20 protein-coding genes, 1 tRNA gene and 2 pseudogenes are annotated in these 16,968 nt (G+C 66.7%); 21 read left to right on the top strand and 2 right to left on the bottom strand.

The genetic code is table 11. The features are described 5' to 3' along the window. Nucleotides 1-152 precede the first annotated feature (152 nt). From AOK01_RS45210 to AOK01_RS21600, 21 genes and pseudogenes are all read left to right on the top strand, one after another. Complete coding sequence (locus AOK01_RS45210) at nt 153-764, top strand: DUF7178 family protein (protein ID WP_245702347.1); 612 nt, start codon at nt 153-155, stop codon at nt 762-764. A gap of 284 nt (nt 765-1,048) precedes the next feature. Continuing rightward, nucleotides 1,049-1,122, top strand: a tRNA-Ile gene (locus AOK01_RS21685). A gap of 711 nt (nt 1,123-1,833) precedes the next feature. After that, nucleotides 1,834-2,178, top strand: a complete 345-nt coding sequence (locus tag AOK01_RS21680; protein WP_055514218.1) for a hypothetical protein — start codon at nt 1,834-1,836, stop codon at nt 2,176-2,178. 190 nt (nt 2,179-2,368) lie between these two features. After that, nucleotides 2,369-3,562, top strand: a complete 1,194-nt coding sequence (locus AOK01_RS21675) for a DUF932 domain-containing protein (RefSeq protein WP_055514216.1) — start codon at nt 2,369-2,371, stop codon at nt 3,560-3,562. 358 nt (nt 3,563-3,920) lie between these two features. After that, nucleotides 3,921-4,184 carry a hypothetical protein gene (locus AOK01_RS21670; RefSeq protein ID WP_055514214.1) on the top strand — a complete coding sequence of 88 codons (264 nt, stop codon included), beginning with the start codon at nt 3,921-3,923 and terminating at the stop codon, nt 4,182-4,184. Then, a complete protein-coding gene (locus AOK01_RS21665; protein ID WP_055514211.1) occupies nt 4,181-4,498 on the top strand; it encodes a hypothetical protein in 318 nt (105 codons plus the stop codon). The genes AOK01_RS21670 and AOK01_RS21665 overlap by 4 nt, the downstream gene beginning before the upstream one ends. 161 nt (nt 4,499-4,659) lie before the next feature. Beyond that, the gene (locus AOK01_RS21660; protein WP_055514209.1) at nt 4,660-4,950 is read left to right on the top strand and encodes a hypothetical protein; all 291 of its coding nucleotides are present in this window, start codon (nt 4,660-4,662) and stop codon (nt 4,948-4,950) included. A 394-nt stretch (nt 4,951-5,344) separates the two neighbouring features. Next, on the top strand, nt 5,345-6,082 hold the full coding sequence (locus AOK01_RS21655; RefSeq protein ID WP_055514207.1) for a hypothetical protein: 738 nt from the start codon (nt 5,345-5,347) through the stop codon (nt 6,080-6,082). Between the two features lie 283 nt (nt 6,083-6,365). Then, on the top strand, nt 6,366-7,259 hold the full coding sequence (locus AOK01_RS21650) for a hypothetical protein (protein WP_055514205.1): 894 nt from the start codon (nt 6,366-6,368) through the stop codon (nt 7,257-7,259). A 262-nt stretch (nt 7,260-7,521) separates the two neighbouring features. Continuing rightward, on the top strand, nt 7,522-8,181 hold the full coding sequence (locus AOK01_RS21645; RefSeq protein ID WP_055514203.1) for a hypothetical protein: 660 nt from the start codon (nt 7,522-7,524) through the stop codon (nt 8,179-8,181). Nucleotides 8,182-8,187: 6 nt separating this feature from the next. Continuing rightward, a complete protein-coding gene (locus tag AOK01_RS21640; protein ID WP_157871397.1) occupies nt 8,188-8,430 on the top strand; it encodes a hypothetical protein in 243 nt (80 codons plus the stop codon). A 260-nt stretch (nt 8,431-8,690) separates the two neighbouring features. Next, nucleotides 8,691-9,236 (top strand): annotated as a pseudogene (locus AOK01_RS46595) (transposase); the annotation flags it as partial. Then, nucleotides 9,151-10,152 carry an AraC-like ligand-binding domain-containing protein gene (locus AOK01_RS21635; RefSeq protein ID WP_055514199.1) on the top strand — a complete coding sequence of 334 codons (1,002 nt, stop codon included), beginning with the start codon at nt 9,151-9,153 and terminating at the stop codon, nt 10,150-10,152. The pseudogene AOK01_RS46595 and the gene AOK01_RS21635, both read left to right, overlap by 86 nt. A gap of 215 nt (nt 10,153-10,367) precedes the next feature. Beyond that, nucleotides 10,368-10,715, top strand: coding sequence for a hypothetical protein (locus AOK01_RS21630; RefSeq protein WP_055514197.1), 348 nt, complete (start codon nt 10,368-10,370; stop codon nt 10,713-10,715). Nucleotides 10,716-10,754: 39 nt separating this feature from the next. Then, entirely contained in the window at nt 10,755-11,456 is a 702-nt protein-coding gene (locus AOK01_RS21625; RefSeq protein WP_055514195.1) for a hypothetical protein, read from the top strand. Between the two features lie 259 nt (nt 11,457-11,715). Then, nucleotides 11,716-12,492 carry a hypothetical protein gene (locus AOK01_RS21620; protein ID WP_055514193.1) on the top strand — a complete coding sequence of 259 codons (777 nt, stop codon included), beginning with the start codon at nt 11,716-11,718 and terminating at the stop codon, nt 12,490-12,492. Nucleotides 12,493-12,799: 307 nt separating this feature from the next. Beyond that, entirely contained in the window at nt 12,800-13,279 is a 480-nt protein-coding gene (locus tag AOK01_RS21615) for a hypothetical protein (RefSeq protein WP_055514191.1), read from the top strand. Nucleotides 13,280-13,348: 69 nt separating this feature from the next. Then, the gene (locus AOK01_RS43630) at nt 13,349-13,588 is read left to right on the top strand and encodes a hypothetical protein (RefSeq protein ID WP_157871395.1); all 240 of its coding nucleotides are present in this window, start codon (nt 13,349-13,351) and stop codon (nt 13,586-13,588) included. After that, nucleotides 13,578-14,090: a hypothetical protein gene (locus tag AOK01_RS21610; RefSeq protein WP_198427932.1), complete on the top strand. Its 513-nt coding sequence runs from the start codon at nt 13,578-13,580 to the stop codon at nt 14,088-14,090. The genes AOK01_RS43630 and AOK01_RS21610 overlap by 11 nt, the downstream gene beginning before the upstream one ends. Before the next feature lie 410 nt (nt 14,091-14,500). Further along, on the top strand, nt 14,501-14,857 hold the full coding sequence (locus AOK01_RS21605; RefSeq protein WP_055514187.1) for a hypothetical protein: 357 nt from the start codon (nt 14,501-14,503) through the stop codon (nt 14,855-14,857). A gap of 11 nt (nt 14,858-14,868) precedes the next feature. Then, nucleotides 14,869-15,585: pseudogene (locus AOK01_RS21600) on the top strand (FadR/GntR family transcriptional regulator); the annotation flags it as partial. A gap of 2 nt (nt 15,586-15,587) precedes the next feature. Here the strand turns inward: AOK01_RS21600 and AOK01_RS21595 are convergent. Together AOK01_RS21595 and AOK01_RS21590 are read right to left on the bottom strand one after the other, a co-directional pair. Then, entirely contained in the window at nt 15,588-16,532 is a 945-nt protein-coding gene (locus tag AOK01_RS21595; protein ID WP_055514185.1) for a C40 family peptidase, read from the bottom strand. 6 nt (nt 16,533-16,538) lie between these two features. After that, a partial coding sequence (locus tag AOK01_RS21590) for a hypothetical protein (protein ID WP_213862128.1) occupies nt 16,539-16,968 on the bottom strand: 430 nt, incomplete at its 5' end.

Raw genomic sequence — 16,968 nt, 5'->3', positions numbered from 1 at the left:
CGTCCGGCCCTGCTGAGCGGCGAGCGGCAGCGTCGTGGGCGTAACCAACCACCGACCGAGGACTCGGCGCCACCTCAGCGCACCGGCGATCACCGCTGGGCGCATGAGGGCTGGCCGCGTCGTGCCCGCCCAGCCTCCGGAGGGAGGAAGCCATGATCCCCATCAACGTGTCTCCCGGGACACGCGAGCAGTTCGTCCAGAACATCATCGCCGCGTGGCAGTCCGCCACTCCGGAGCAGCAGCACGACGGGCGCGTCTGGTATCGCACCGCCCATGAGCTCGCCGCGATGATGACCGACGGCAACCCGCGAGCAGGAGCCGGCGTCATCGCGGCCCTGTCCGCGAACAAGTCCTGGCCGGAGAACGTTCGCTTAGCCCGCCAGGCATGCGAAGCCGGACTCACCTCCGGGCACTTCACCGACGCCCTGCACAAGACTGCCCAGATCATGGCCGGGGCCGACCCGGAGGACGTACTCCCCATGGAGCGCAAGACCGGACAGTTCTTCCGTCTCATCGCCAACCCGGGTGACCCGGACGCCGTCGTGATCGACCGTCACGCGCACGACGTCGCCGTGGGCGAGACATACGGGCAGCGCGACCGCGGCCTGTCCAGCGCAGGACGCTACGCCCTGCTGGCCCACTGCTTCCGCGAGGCCGCCCTGCGGCTGGGTGAACTGCCCAGCACGGTACAGGCGGTCACCTGGGTTGCCCACACCGAACGCATCGCGGGTACCAGCACGCGCGGCCCTCGCCGGACAACGTGACTGCCTCCCCGCCCTGCACGGCAGGGCACGCCGAGTCCGGCAGGACCGCTCGTGTCCCAGGCGCCGAGTGGAAGCGCTCCGAGCGGGGCTCGTGGCGCGCGAAAACCGGTAGCTGTATTTCACTGAAGATCGGTAATCGGAGGCTTCCTTTCACCGTATCTAGGTGACCCTTCGGTGCTCAATGCCACGCAGCGGATGTCGCTCGGGCCAAGGAGAGACGAGCGCCGACAATTCCAGTCGCGCCCCTGCTTTCCGCCCCTTCTGTAGTGCGTGGCTGGCTGCCCGGTTGCGTAGCTCAGTTGGTAGAGCGCCGGTCTTATAAGCCGTGAGGTCGCGGGTTCGAGCCCCGCCGCAACCACCCGACCAGAAATACAGCGCTCAGCAGCGTTGACCACATGTTCCCGCCCACGTCCACGGGCGCTACGTGCGCTCCGGGAGCGGTCTGGCCGCATGTCCCGTAGGGCCCCACGCCCGCACGCCTGCCCCGTGCCTCCCCCGTACCGGCGGGGCCGGGCGTGCGGGTCTGTGGCCCTACGGGGCCCGCCCTGAACCTTTCGAATCTGTGGAAGGAGGCCAGCAGGTATGGCCAACAGCGCGACCGCGCTGCTCCGGGAGGCACAACAGCTTGGCGCGACGATCCGAGAGACCGTGTCGAACGCTCCGGTGCGCTACGAGCCCCGCAGTGCCCACGATCCCCGCCCCTGGGTGGTCCATGAACCCAGCCTTGACCAGGACTTCCGGCTGACCGGCTGTGAGTGCACCGCAACCTTCCCCGACCAGGCCCGCACGGCGCCTACCGATCTGTCACCGGCCCTGGCCAAGCCATTCGTCGTACCAGCAGTGCGACGGCCCCGCCGACGGGAAGCGCTGACGGTGACCGTGGATACCTCACGTTCTGGCCCACCGGCGGAAGGTGACGTTGGCGCCGCAGACCGTGGCGCGTAGCTGCCGATCCACCGGATGACCGCAGCGCCGTCGACCCGCTGGATCGAAGTCGGCATCGCAGTTGGGCCCGGTCGCGTGCAGCGCTGCCGCATCAGTATTGAGGACCTCACCAAGGAGTCAGGCCGTGACTGACAACGACAGAGTGTGTGACAAGGGGGACTGCACGAGGCTTTCCACCTACGCCCTGCGGACGGACCGACTGTCGACGACCTTCGAGGTGTGCGGCGGCCACGTCATCTGGGCGATCAAGTTCTTCATGAAGATGCACGGCCGGAAGGTCGAGCCGTTCGTCATCTCGGAGATCGCTTTCAGGCGGGAGGCCAGCGAGGCCGTACCCGCGATCAAGGCCGAGCTGCTCGACGAGGCGGCCGACCGCATCCAGGGCGAGATCACCGTCCAGACCCGCAGCGAGGGCAAGAGTCGTGCTGTCGCGCTGCTGCGCGAGATGGGCCACGAAGCGCGGTCGTGAGCCGAGCGGCATTCGACCGCGTGGTTGCTCAGCCACAGGTGGCGACGAGACGGGCGATGGGGCGCTCACGGCACTGATCGATGAGATCGGGACCCACTTCTTGGCGCCCTGTCCATATCCGCCTGCCGAAGGTCGCCCAGGTGAGCCTCGTCAACCACATCCCACAAGGAGATCTTGAAGGAGCCGAACCATGACGACTGACCTCAACGCGGCGTTCACGCAGGAGAAGACAGAACAGATCGAGGCCGTGCGCGAGGAGGCACGCGCATTCCAGGAGCGCATCGACCGGGGCGAGATCGCCTCGATTGGCGGCGACCGTTACCGCGTCCTCACCGGCTGGGACGAGGGCGAGACCTTCACCGTGCGACGCAACACCCAGGGGCAGATCGAGCAGATCCTCGCCCAGCACGGGCTGGACACCACCACCGGCGGAGCAGCCCTCTACACCACCACCCCGGCCTGGCACGGCCTGGGCGCCGTGATCCCCGGCGGGATCACGGACATCGACGAGGTACTGAAGCTGGCCCGGATCGACTGGGAGGTCAGCAAACGGCCCGTGCTGTACAAGTGGGACGACGGCATCCGCGACGCCACCGACCACTACGTCACCCTCCGCACGGACACAGGCAACGCCCTCGGCACCGTGGGCGATCGGTACAAGGTCTTCCAGAACCGGCGTGTCTTCGAATTCCTTCAGGACCTGGTCGAGCGCGACGACGCCCTCTGGGAGTCGGCCGGCGCCCTGCGCGGCGGCCGGAAGACCTTCGTGACCATGCAGATCCCCCACTCGATCGTGATCGACCGCGGCGGCCTGGACGACGAGATCGCCCTCTACCTCGCCGCGATCAACTCCCACGACGGCACATCCTCGGCCGAGTCCGTCGTCACGCCCTGGCGCATCGAGTGCGGCAACACCGAGCGCTTCGCGACCCGGGACGCCGTGCACCGCTGGGGCATCCGGCACACCAAGGGCGGCCTGTCGGCCCTGGAAGAGGCCCGCCGCACGCTCGGCCTGACGCTCGACTACGCGAAGGCCTTCGAGCGCGAGGAGAACCAACTCGTGCGCACCGACCTGCTGATCGACGACTTCCACAAGCTGATCGACGGCGTGTGGACGGTCGACGAGGACGCCACCGACCGACAGAAGACCTTCGCCCAGCAACGGCACGACGAGCTGGAGGGCATGTTCCACGACGGGGCCCGGAAGCTGGGACGCACCGCGTACGCGGCAGAGCGCACCATCACTGACTACCTGGACCACCGAATGGGGGTCGTGCCCCGCAACCTGTCCGAGGACCTGGCGCGTGCACAGCGGTCGCTGGAAGGAACGAACGACGACCTGAAGTCCAAGGCCCATCGCAAACTGCTGCTCCTGGCGCGGTGATGACCCAGACCGCAGCGCCCCGTCCGGAGCGTGTCTCCGGACGGGCAGCTCTACCAGGGCCCGGTAACTCACCAGCAGAGCGGACCCGTTGAACGGCCGCGGGATGCCGGATCGATCTCCGCTTACGGGCTGGGCCCGCCCTGCACCCCTCCGCCTTCGGGACTGGGTGCCTGTTTCCCCGCACAACCGGCGCCTGACCGGATCGGCCGCCGGAGGCATCGCTGAGACCTGGCTGTGGCCCGCGGTCATACGGCGGGTCGTTCTTGCCCATCACACGCGGCCACCTCGCCGCTCTGCTTCCCGTGACCTTCTGTCACAAAGACCCGCAAATACCCACAAGCGCAAGGGAGTTCACACCATGCAGACCTTCACCTTCGTCTTCGATCAGCCTGATAACGAGGACCAGGATCAGCCTTATGTCGTTGCCGCTGAAGGGGACGGCTACCAGGAGGCCGAAATGCTTGCTCGCAACTACCTTCGGGAAGCCACCGAGATGACCAGCGGCTTCCGCCGCACGCTGATCTTCCGCGGCCTTCCCCTCACGCCTCCCGACACCGACGGCGGGATCTGGATGGATGCCCGCCCCGCCCAGCTTCCTGACCCGAAGGGGGAGGCACGGTGACTGGCTCCGAGAAGACGACGTACCTGGACGACATGATCTTCGAAATCGTGGGGATCCAGGAGATCACGGAGAAGAACTGGACCGAGCTGTACTTCCGCCTCAGGATGTATGCGGCCAACGGCCTGTTCGCGAACGGCTTCGTTCTCACCCCCGAACTCGCGTACACCCAGATCGGCTACAAGAACGCCTTCATCACGCCGAAGACAGCCGCTCAGTTCAAGAACCAGTTCTGGACCGGCCGCCAGCGCGACGCGGCCAGCGAGGCCAGCAAGTGGCTCACGGAGCGGGACGGAAACGCCGCTGTGACGCGCTGATCCGCCCGGCACCCACCTGGCAGGGCCAGCCCCGCTGAACCAGGACCAGATCCCTGGAGCTGTTCCTTGACCACCGGCCCGCGGCCTGCAGTCTTCCTCGCCACGTCAGACTCAGCGGGCCGGTTCCTACCCGATACGTCTCGATCAAGAAGGGAGGATCCATGCTGGAGAAGCAGCAGATCGAGACCACCCTGATCGGCGAGATCGCTGATCACTTCACCGTCTGCGGCGACGGTCAGGCCTCCCACGCCGGCCTGGTGATCGACCACGCCGACCAGCGCCAGGGAGAAGTTGTCATCAATGGCTATGACCGAGAATCCCGGACCCGCTTCACCGCGACAGCCCATGTACGCGTGACCCCCGAGCCCAGAGAACCAACCCCGGCAGTCCCAGGGGAATCCGAGGAACGGCACGAGGCCGGCCTCCGCGACGACGATCCAGTAGAAGGCTGATCTCCGGTAGCCCTGTCATGCTCGTGGCGCGCGTCAGCACGCACAGCTGGTAGTGAATATGGACGAAAGGGCCAGTGCTCCCAAGGTCGGTATTCGGGACTCGCTGAGCACCGTATATCCATGAAAGGGAAGAACTGCACGCTGCCAGAGGTGCGGTGAATGAGCGCCGCAGTACTTGAAAACCATGTGAGGTGGCGATGGCCTCGACCTGGTCGAACTGGACCGGGAGACCGAAGTTTTCACCCTCGACATGCAGGCACTCGATCCCCGAATTTGAGATCATGGAGTTCTGCGCGGTTGTGTACGAGAGCGACGGAAATTTGGCATGTGGAGGGAGTCTTGCCGCGGAGAGATGAATATCGAAGTCCTTGGCCATATGTAGCGGGTTGAGCCGGTGACCAGGAATGTGTTCCAGTTCTCCGGCGGGATCGGCAGCTGGGCCGCAGCCCAGCGCGTCGCCGCCGAACACGGCACGGATAACCTGATCCTGCTCTTCGCGGACACGCTGATCGAAGATCCAGATCTGTACCGGTTTCTGCGCCAGGCAGCGGACCAGATCGGAGTGCCGATCACACGCGTTGCCGACGGGCGCACCCCGTTCGAGGTCTTCTGGCAGCAACGCTTCCTTGGAAACAGCCGCATCGCGCCCTGCTCGGAATTTCTGAAGCAACGACCGTGCCGGCGCTGGCTGGAGACGCACGCCGATCCGGCCGATACCGTCTTGCACGTCGGCATCGACTGGTCCGAGCAGCGCCGCACGCCCGCAATCGAACGCGGCTGGGCACCGTGGACCGTCACCTTCCCGATGTGCAATCCGCCGTACCTGACCAAGGACGAGATGCTCGACCAGGCCCGAGCGGCCGGCCTCGAACCGCCCCAGCTGTACGAGCTCGGCTTCGGGCACAACAACTGCGGCTCGCTGTGCGTCCGCGGCGGCCACAAGCACTGGGCCCGCGTACTGGAGGTCTTCCCCGAGCGGTACGCGGAAGCCGAACGCCAGGAGCGAGAGCTGCGAGCCGAGCTCGGCGACGTGGCGATCCTGCGTGACCGAACCGGCGGCCGGTCCCGCCCGCTGACGCTGACCGAATTCCGCGAACGCCAGGAAGCCTTGCGGAGCGTCTCGGCGGCGTGAGACCTGCCCCGGAGCCTCCGCGAAGCAGATCAGCACCGGAATACCCGAGCCGAGCTTGGCCAAGGCGGTCGTGGCAGCCCTTTCGGGTCTGCCAGTTGATAGATCGAAAACTGGCCAAAACGCGACGCATCTCCGCGTGATCGGTAATCGGCCGGATCTGGGCGACGTATTTGAGTAAGGCGCACCACGTCGGGGCGCCGCCAACCCTGTTTGCGGCCCCGTCAGCCGTCCGCGAAACCTGGGAAGCACTCACGTACTCACATTACTGCACACAGGGATCACTATGGCCTACACGAATCAGCACTCGATGCGACGCGTCGTGTGCCGCGAAATAGCGGGCACCATCGGCCTGCTCACTGACGAGCGGGACTTCACTGCGATGCGGCGCTACCGCACCTTTCCTTTCGACAACTACGATTCTTATCTCCGGCAGGCGGAGTCCCTGCTCCGAACCCGGGCAGATGAAGGAAGCCACACCACTGTCGCCTTCTTCGATCCCGAGAAATACGCCGAGTTCTGCGCCGAGAGCGGCTTGGACCCCGATGCCCCGGCGAGTCGCACTCGCTTCACCGCCGAACTTGCCACCACCGGTCCAGCCCTCTCCTATGAGGGACAGCCCCTCACCGAACTCGTCTCCGAGCTTCTTGACAACGCTGTCCGCAAGGCCACCTGGGAGTACGCGGCCACCGTTCTCGCTCGCATGGGTCCCTGCGCCACCTGCGGAGAAGACATCGGCCGCTCGGCCTTCGCCCGTGCCTCGGACCTGCTCCTGCGCATCCTTGATGCTGCGGGCACCGGCGAGCGCCACCTCGTTTGCAGCGTTTCCGCCGAGTCCGAGACCCTTACCGCCGTCCTGCACGCCGACGAGAGTCCCGGCGGCGACACACCACTCGACGAGGCCGGAGCGCTGGAATTCACCACGGTCCTCGCCCTCGGCATCGCGACACACAGCGCCGCAGGCCTCGTGATGCGTACCAGCGCCTCCGGCACGAGCGACCGCGTCTACGGCTGGCGACTACGCGAAGACGAACTCCAGCCGCTTACCGCGGGCGAGGTGTTCGACGCCTACTGCACCGACACCGAATCGGGAGACATCGTCTCCCCGGAATCAGGTGTCGACTACACCGAGCCACCCGACCTGGGCGACTCGGGACAGGTGGGCGGACACACGCACTGAACGCGCGAGGGGACGTTTTCGGAGGCAGCGCAGAAGGCCGACCGGCAGATGGACTCCGGGGCTCCAAACGGCGTGTGATCGTGGCCAACCGCGCACCAACTCCCGGCAGCCAGTAAGAAAGCGGCCCGGACGAACTGCGGGAACTGCTGTGGTTCGAGTAACAGAAGCGAGCCCCAAAAAGACGCGAAGTATGGGCAGTGACGCATTATTCCGTCTCTTCTGGGGCCAGCTCGCCCCATACGGAAGGGAGAGGAAGCCTGTCATGACGGTTGACCAGGTTGGAAAGGACGGCTGGTTCTTCCTGACCTGCGGCTGCGAGGTTTTCGTAGTGAGGGACTGGCGGCTGCATACCCAAAGTTCCAACACGGTCGAGTGCCCAGAGTCGCAGCGACTTCATGCCGCGTATGCCGAGGTTGCACTCAACAAGTCCGTGTGGCACGCCCTGCCGGAACGCCGGGCGATCTATGAGCACTACGGAGTTCCGCAGGACGTGATCAGCGCGTACGAGCGGCAGGCTCGCCGCTGGCCGGTCCCGGCGTTGGAAAAACCCGAACTGGTCGACCGGATCGGCGATGTGAGCGGCTGGTACAACCTGCGCTGCGGCTGCCGGATGTGGGTGCAGTACCCGGGCTGCTGGATCCACATGGTCGATGCCCGCAAGTCGTGCGCCGAGATGAGCAGGCTCCGGCACGCATACCTGTCGAGGGTGCCGCACGGCTCTCCACCGGGGCCGGAGGCCCTGACGTTCTACCTTGCGATGCTGCACCACGTCGGCGCTCTCGATGCCAAGATCCGGAAAATCGAGGATCTGGCGGGCATCGGACAGCAGACGCGCGCGTACCAGCGAGCAACCGCAGCCATCGACGGGCGCCGGGACGCAGCGGCCGAGGATACGGAGGACGCCACCGGCCGTCAGCACTGACCGGCGGTGCACACCGGACCAGAGCAGATGGTCGGGACGTGGAAAAACGGCACACGGGCGGCGGTCGAACGCGGCGTGGCGGAGCACGAGCAGCGGCAGCATCGCAAGCAGTCCACCATGAGCGCTGCTGCGTTCCTCAACACCGTGGACGGCCCGCGCGGCGCATTCCTCGGCGAGGTCTGCGCCACGGCAGGGGCAGAGCAGACCGCCGATCGCACCCCGGGCTGCGGATCCGATCCGCTCGCATGATTTCGCCACGTCAGAGGCGGCGGTCGATGTCCTGTATCGGGTCGAGTCACCACGGGCCTGCACAGCGGGATGCGGCGGCTGATCGGCACGAGCTGTACGACTGGCCGGCGCGTACACGACCCGCCACTGTCGGCCGACCCAAAGCGGCGCCGCACTGTGAACAACAAGGTCCTGTACTTGACTGACCCGGCCCTCTCGAACCCGACCACAGGAAGGAGCACCCCTATGGCTGCCCCCGCTTACTGCCTCGACGCCCGGGATCTCGCGCGCAGTTCATCCCGGGTTGGCCGTACTCCTTCGTCGCCGTCCTCGAACTGGGAGCCACCTCGTGGACGTCGATCCTGGACGTGGTCCGGCTCGGACCCGAAGACGATGCGACGGCCGTCACCGCCACCCAACTGCGCGCCGTGGCCGAGCGGCTCATCTCAGCCGGCCAGTGGACACCCGGCGACCCGGACATCACGATCGTCATGGACGCGGGTTACGACGTCACCCGCCTGGCCTGGGTCCTGCGGGATCTTCCTGTCGAGCTGGTCGGGCGGAACCGGTGGTCGAGTACGAACCACGCAGGTCGGCTCCGCAGTACCGCCGCTCTCCGGAGCCGTGCGGCGGGATCGTGCCAGGCCGTTATGGCATATGGCTGGGGTGCTTCTGGACCGCCTGAGCCGCCCCGTGCCAGCTTTGATTTGCGGGGCGGCCGAGGGGATACGGGGGTAGAGCATGCTAGTGAGCGAGTTCAGCACGGAGGCAGTGGCAGCGCCGGAGCGGTTCGAGTTATTCAGCGAAGTCACCTCGCAATCGCACATGCGCAACCGATTAAGCAGTAAGACTCAGGACGACTTCCGGGCCCGTATGCGAGTTCTGCATCTGGGTGAGTTGCAGGTGTCCGCCCTGGCCTACTCGCATCTGGGGATCGCGCGGACAGCGAAGCTGATACGGCAGTCCGACCCCGAGGTGTACCTGATCAACTATTTTCTCGGCGGGGAGGGGGTTGTCTCCCCGGACCAGAATGAAACGACCCTGCGGGTCGGTGACCTGCTGGTGATGGACAGCAGCTTTCCCTATCGGGGTGATGTTCACGCCGATCCGGGCAGGTGGTCGCATGTGACAGTGCAGTTTCCTCGCAGGCTGCTGCCGCTGCCGGAAAAGCAGGTGCGGCCACTGTTCGCGGCCCCGATCAGCGGGCGCCGCGGCATGGGCGGGGTGTTCACCCGCTGGCTGACCGACCTCAACGCGCGCGCCGCCGAGTTCACCCCGGCCGACATCCCCACACTCACCTCGGTCACCCTGGACCTCCTGGCCTCCGTCATCGCCCACTGCCTGGAGGCTGTAGAGACGCTAAGCCCGGAGGCCCGCCGGACTGCCCTGCGGGCCCAGATCAGCGCCTTCGTCGAACAGCATCTCGCCGACCCGGCCCTGACCCCCCAGGCGCTCGCGGACGCCCACCACATCTCCCTGCGTCTCCTCCAGCAGATGTTCGCCGAGGATGACACCTCGCCGGCAGCCTGGATACGCCACCGCCGTCTGGAACGATGCCGCCTCGACCTGACCAACCCTCAACTGCACGCCCACCCAGTACAGGCCATCGCCGCCCGCTGGGGCCTCACCGACCCAGCACACTTCAGCCGCCTGTTCCGGGCCACCTACGGGACCCCACCACGGGACTACAGAAACCTGCCGCTCCAGACGTGTGCGAATCTCCAACACCCCTGCGCGGACTGACAAGGCCAGTGCCATCGCCCTCGGCATCCTGAATGACGAACGCACCGCAGCAGCCCCGCCTGCATCATGCGATCCGTTCGCGCTCGGATGAAATCCGTGCACGAATTGACAAGTGGCCTGCACGGATATTCAAGGACCTCCTCTGCACGCTTCGGGATGCTCTTTCTACACACCGCAGCTTTTGATTCGCGGATCCATGTGATTGGAGAAATCAGATGCGCAAACGCTTGGCCGCCGCTTCGGCTGCTGCCGCCGCGATCGTCGCCCTCGTTCTTCCCACCGCGGCGCAGGCAACCATGACACAGACCTCTACCCCCTCGGCTGCCGCCGCGTGGACCCCGACCACCACAGTGAACAATGGCCCGATCAGGGAGTGCTACGCGGCCGGATGCGACGAGGTATGGCGGCCGGGCTCAGGCAGCAGGGTGTACTGGAGCCACTACGCCATCAACCCGGATTCCGATAACCGCTGGTACTACGTCAGGTACACCAGCATCAGCGGCGACAGTCTCCACGATTGGTACGGCTGGATCTACTGCGGCAACGTCACCGCTTCCTGCTGAGCTTGTTCTTTATCTANNTAGATAAAGAACAAGCTCAGCGTGGACGGCACTTACTGGGCCGCCGACACCACCGAGCGGTATCTTCCCAACACCATCGCTCTGGACGCCGTGGACGAGGCGCTCGCCGTCCTCAACCAGTTCAACCGGGCCGCCTGGATGCCTCTGTGCCAGTACGAGGGGGAGCACGACGGAAAATCCCACTACCGGCTCGATCTGATCAAGGCCGCAGCCCTCCCCGCAGAATACGCGCGCTCCGACCGGCTCACTGCGAGCCGCGACCGCGTGGACGCCGCAACCCAAAGCCCCTGGGTCGTCGAGGAGTTCGTGTTCGACCGGCACGGTGGCCTCGTTGCGAGCGACGACTCCGACGCCGTCCACACCGATTTCGTGGTGACCGACGTCGACGACATCCGCGTGGCGGAGAGCGCCGTCAACCACGACGGCCCCAGCGACACAGAGACGCCTGCCGAGGACATCGCCGCAGCCCGCGCCAACGCCCAGTTGATCGTCAGCGCCCCTCAGGACCTGCGATACCTGGCCGCCCTGCTGGACCACGTCTGCGGAGGCAAGGACGCCGAGGAGATCCACCTGCGCGGCTTCTGCGCACACTGCGGCACCGCGCTCTGTACCTCGGCAGTCTCCGAGACCCTGACCGCCCTCGACGGAACTACCCACTGCACGGGCAGCCCCCGGACCCGAGGCCGCGGCACCACACCGTTCCCCCATGTACTGCTGCACTGAAGCACCCGGTGGAGCTGTAGGGCTCACGCAAGGCATTCGCCGACGAACCCTGGTCCGCCTCGGCTCCCGGGCTGAAGACCGCCCAGGTCCGGGCAGAGCGGCAACACATGATCACGGACTGGGCGCTCGACGCGCGGCTCCAGAACGACAAGGAGAAGGCCGGCGGCTGCGCCTACGCGCACCACGCCCCCGCGCTCCTTCATCGGCGGCTCACTGGTCGGGAGCCGCCCTTTTCATGTCCAGAAACGGAGGAAAGGACATGCCGATCAGCCTTGCCGAGTTCAAGCGCCGTGCCCAGGCCTGCACGGCATTCCAGTGCGTCAACCACACACACCCCCACATGTCCGGTCCACGGACCATCACGTCCATCGGGCCGAAAGTCATCCAATACGCCATCGAGGGCATCCCGAACACCGGACGCACCGAGTGGCCGAGGAAGGGCCTCTACCGCATTGAGGGCAACAAGATCACTTGGTTGCACGACGGCGACGGAAGTGACTGCTTCACCTACATCTTCCCGTTCGACGCCGACGCCGAGCCCCGGCACGTTGCGCCGGACGAGGTCAACGCGCTGCTGGCCGGGGCGACCGCGGTAGGGGAGCACCAGCCCAACGGGGTTACCGTGTGGCATCGCGACGGCTGGCGGTATCCGGTGACCTGGAGCGGCACCCCGATGGGCGTCCTTCCCGGCGAGCCGGTCGACCCTCATGTCCTGGCCGCCGGGCCGGGCGTCTACCACGTGGACCTCTCCCTCGGCGGGACCGCGTGGTACCGGATCCTCGAACCGGCTGTTCCCCGCATCTTGCTGCCCGGAGTGGCCGACGCCGAACGCGACGGCGCCCGCTTCACCAGGGATGGCTGGACCTTCTACCTCGCCTACGCCTCCGGCCTGTGCGTACGCCTGACGCCCACGGGCCTGGACCGGCAACTCGTCGATCTGGCCTTGCTAGTGAGCACACAGGACCCCGGATGGGACGACTCGGGCGTTGCCCTGGACATGGCCGAGCGGGTCCTCAAGACCGCCGGACTGCACTGACGCGGCCGACGGATTTCCTGAGAGTTGATGGCCGTGCAGGTCACCTACCTCACATGCCCGGACAGGGTGCACCTGCTGTAGATGCTCCCCCATGCCGGCGGCGAGGCGGTCTTTGGCGAGCGCGTTCCCAATGGCGTGCGACCTCCAACCGGCCCGCCTCGGGTCCGTGCGTCATTGATCAAGATTCCAGCGGCTTCGCCTGCATTCCCCGCCGCCGGTCGCGCCTGCTCCCGGTCCTCTCTGCTCGGGGGCGGGCCAACCGAGCGTGCCAGTCCACCACCCCAACGCCACAGAAAGGAGAGCGCTGGTGGACCCCTTCAGCTTTCATGAGGAAGTGGCCCGTGCCTGGCTGACCGAACTCGTCGTTGCCTACGAAGTTGACGCGAGCTTCGGCGGCGACGTTTCGGAGTACAGCACTGATTCCCCGCCGATCGGGATGGCCTGGGACCCTCGTCAGCCGGGTGAGGAGGACGGCGTGTCCCTCCTGGTCAAGGCCGCTCAGACCGCCGGCGTGATCGGCAATCCCGGGGAGACGACCATTACCTTCGAGTTCGTAGATGACGGGGACGAGGGCGTTTACCGCTGGCTGTTGGACATCGTGGACCCCAGTCCGCTGAAGGTCGCGACACTGAGCGAGGCGATGGCGGTGCTGGGAGAACCGGATCTGAACCGGGCGGGCATCGAGGCAGCCGTCGCTGTCCTGCGGGAGGCCGTCCAGGCGGCCAATCACCTTGCCCATCAGCTGTCGGACTACATCGAGGCCAGCATCGAGCGGGGCGGTAACTGACCTATTTGCACGGGCTCCGTAAGCGTCCCGGATACGGAAGACTGCCGGGGGAGCCTGGAGGTAGGGACAGTGGAGATCGACTTGGCTCAAGCCCGAGCTGCAGTGAAGGAACTGGCCGATGAGCCAGAAGTGCTGGACGGGACGGAGTGGCTGGAAAGGCCGAGCCGAGTAGCACGTCGCCTGAACAGCCGCACCAGCCGTACTCTGCTGTGCCTGCCCCATCTTGGTGACCATGTCTCCGTGGAGATCATGGGTGTGTGCCACGACTTCAAGCCCGGGGACAATCCGCCGCAGGGAAGTGACCACTGACGTGAACCAGGACACCGAGAGCCTGCTGTTCGACGTGGCCGGCCGACTGGAGCGGGCCATCCTCGACCGGGACTGCCCCGCGATGGCGGCGTTGCAAGGCGACCGCACTCTCGTCCTGTCCGACTACGACTACCTGCGCGACGAGCCCACCGCCGCGGCATTCGAGCAACGCGCGGCCCAGAAGGCCCGGGAGATCCACACCACCCGCTTCGTCTTCGCCGTCCCCCAGGTCTGGGTCGCCACCTCCGACAGGGTCCAGGCACGAGCGGTGTCCAACCACCCGCTGCGCGAGGGCGAACGTGAAGTGATCGCCTGGATGAGCTACGACGCCCACGACGGCGTGGACTACGGATTTGTACCGTATGTTCGACGACCCAACGGCGAGCCGATCTTCGACGACCCTGAAATCTTCGAAGCTGGCATCCGCCCCCGTGAACAAATGCCCGGCTGGACCCTGCTGCGCGCCCTGACACAGGACGACGCCGAGCCGACCGGCCCCTAGCCGTTCGGCCCCTACCTGTCACGGGGCCACTTTCTGCGCGACCTCACAGGACCCGGGCCGTCCGACCGTCCGTCGGGTCGCGAGTTGCACCTTGCATCAGCGCCACCTTGAGCGTGCCTTGGACTACGGTGCTGTCGCTGTCCCCTCACTGCCCGTCGGCCGTGGCCACGGCTCAAGCCGGCCCCGCCCCCAGCAGCCGACGAAGAACGGTGCGAGGCACCCCGCGACGAGCATCCAGGAGGCGGCCGAGACCCCCTTGGGGGTGCCCACGTGCTCGCGGTACGAGTCGGTGCGGGTCACCGGTGCCGCGTGCTGGACGAGACAATTGCCTTCCCGAGATCGGTATTCGGGGCGTGCCGTGCCCCGTATTTCTATGAAGGGAAATTTTTCGGAGAGATTCAGGAGTGGCTATGAAGAGCATGCGCTGGTTCATTACGGGATATCAGCGAGACGGCAGATTCGAGGCGTCGGCCGCCGCTGCGCCCTCTGAGGACGCCGGACGCGGCAAGCAGTTCGATGAACTGCTCTATGGCGACGAAGCCCAGGGAGACGGCACCGAGATCGAAGCATTCGCTCTCGGCATGCACGCGAGCGATCCCGCGTTCAAAGTCTGGGAGTTCGTTTCGGCCGAGTACGAGAGCGACCGCACCACGGAGCACGGACGGCGCCCTGCCCAGGGCAGTGCGTACCTCACGGTCGACATCAGTGGCGCGCGGGGCGAAGTCCCGCACCTGGCTCGCGACATCGGTGAGGAGAGGCAGGCGTGAGTACCCCCAGCACCAACGGCCTCCGCGGGCGCGGGCTGCACGGCCAACTCGTCCAGCAACTGGGCCAGATGATCGTCGCTGGCGACCTGGGTGCGGACCGCCCGCTGGTACCCGAGGAGATCGGGCAGCGGTTCGAGGTCTCCCGCACCGTCGTCCGTGAATCCCTCCGCGTCCTGGAGGCAAAGGGGCTGGTCAGCGCCCGACCGAACGTCGGTACACGCGTGCGCCCCGTCAGTGACTGGAACCTTCTCGACCCCGACATCATCGAGTGGCGGGCCTTTGGCCCGCAGCGTGATGACCAGCGCCGTGAGCTGAGCGAGCTGCGCTGGACGATCGAGCCGCTCGCCGCTCGCCTTGCCGCCGCGCACGGACACGACAAGGCACGAGGTCAACTCGCGGACATGGTCGTGGGCATGAGGCAGGCCGTCGGGCAGGGCGACGCGATCGCCTTCTCGCGCGCCGACGCTGAGTTCCACGCCCTGCTGATCCAGATGGCCGGCAACCGCGTGTTGGAGCATTTATCCAGGAGTGTGGCAGCCGCTCTCCAGGACGCCGATGCCCTGCCCAGCGGCTGCAGTCTTGGCAACAAGGCCTCGCTTGCGCAGCACGCACAGATCGTCGACGCCCTCGCTACCGGTAATGGCTCGGCGGCCGAAGCGGCCATGCGGCAACTGCTTACCGACCACACCGAGGCAAGTCCCGGATTGCCCACGCAGCGCAAGCCCTGAGATCACGTTGATGGTCTGGTGGCGCCCGCGTAGTCGTCTCCCCGATACCGGTACGGCTCGACTTTGATTGTCTTTCCCGGGCGGGGGGCATCGATCATTTGCCCGCCTCCGGTGTAGAGGCCGACGTGGTGGATGCCGCCATCGGGGTTGCCGTAGAAGACCAGGTCTCCCGGCTTGAGCTGGTGTCCTGCGGGGACGCGGGGGCCGGCGTCGTATTGCGTCTGGGCAGTACGGGGCAGGGCGATTCCGGCAGCGGCGTAGGCGGCCTTGGTCAGGCCGGAACAGTCGAATCCTGCGTCGCCAGTAGCGGGGCCGTTGCCGCCCCACTCGTAGGGGAGCCCGAGCTGGCCTTGGGCGTAGTTGATCGCCTGCAGGGCGGTGGGGGTGGGGGTGGTGTCGGCACCGAAGGCTGCGTCGCTGGTGTAGGCCTGGGCCTGGGTGAGGATTTGTGAGACGTACCAGTTGTCGTGATTGTAGGCGTAGATGGCGTCGGTGAGGTTGCGGCCGTCTCGGGCGCCGGAGTCGCACAGGTACGAGGCGGCGGCATAGATCGCGTCCTGCTTGTTGTACGGCGAGGGCGGAGTGGCTCCGCCCTTCGGCAGCGGGTGTTTGGCGACGACGCTCTGGAAGGTGGGCAGCAAGAACTGCATGGGGCCGCGGGCCCCGGCTTCGTTTTTCGTGCCGCGAGGAACGCCGGGAAGTGTCGAGCGGCCATGGTCTGATTCCCTCTTGCCGATGCCGGCCAGAACGGACCAGTCCAGGCCGGGGCAGGTGGTGGCGGCGTCCATGTAGAGGGCGAGGTAGTCGGGCGGGATGTCGGTGAGTGCGGCCCGGCTGGGCTGGGTGCCGCTGCTGCCGAAGGCGGACAGCATGCCCCCTGCCCCGGCGCCGCCGAGAACGGCGACCAGGATCAGCAGCCCCAGGGCCGCGGTGGTGATCTTTCCCATGTCTGTTTACCGCGGTGTGCGACGGTCTGATGGGTCGGGCGGCAGTGGGGCCGGCGGCAGGAGGGCGCCGGCCGGGTCGGTGCTGCCGGCCTGGGTGGGATCGGTGGATGAGGCGGCCAGGGGTGGCAGGTGGGGCCAGGCTGAGCCGAGTTCGGCGAGCCACAGGCGTTGCGGTGCGGGTTGCCGGGCGTCCAGCGGCTGCCAGCGGGCCGCGGCGGGGTCGTTGTGCTGGTCGTCGAGGAAGTCGGCGCTGGAGGTGGCCACCGGCACCAGCGATGGGTCGTCGAGGCTGGTGAGCGCGGCGGACAGGGCGCGCCGGACGCGGGCTTCCCGGCGGGCGGTGGGGACCCAGAACAGGATGGGGGTGGTGATGCCGGTGGTGGTGGCCAGCTTGGCGTAACCGGCGAGTTTTCGTCCCACGCGGTCCGGGCGCTCG

The organism is Streptomyces aurantiacus (assembly GCF_001418335.1).
Lineage (GTDB): Bacteria > Actinomycetota > Actinomycetes > Streptomycetales > Streptomycetaceae > Streptomyces > Streptomyces aurantiacus.
This window is presented reverse-complemented; position numbering and strand designations above follow the sequence as displayed.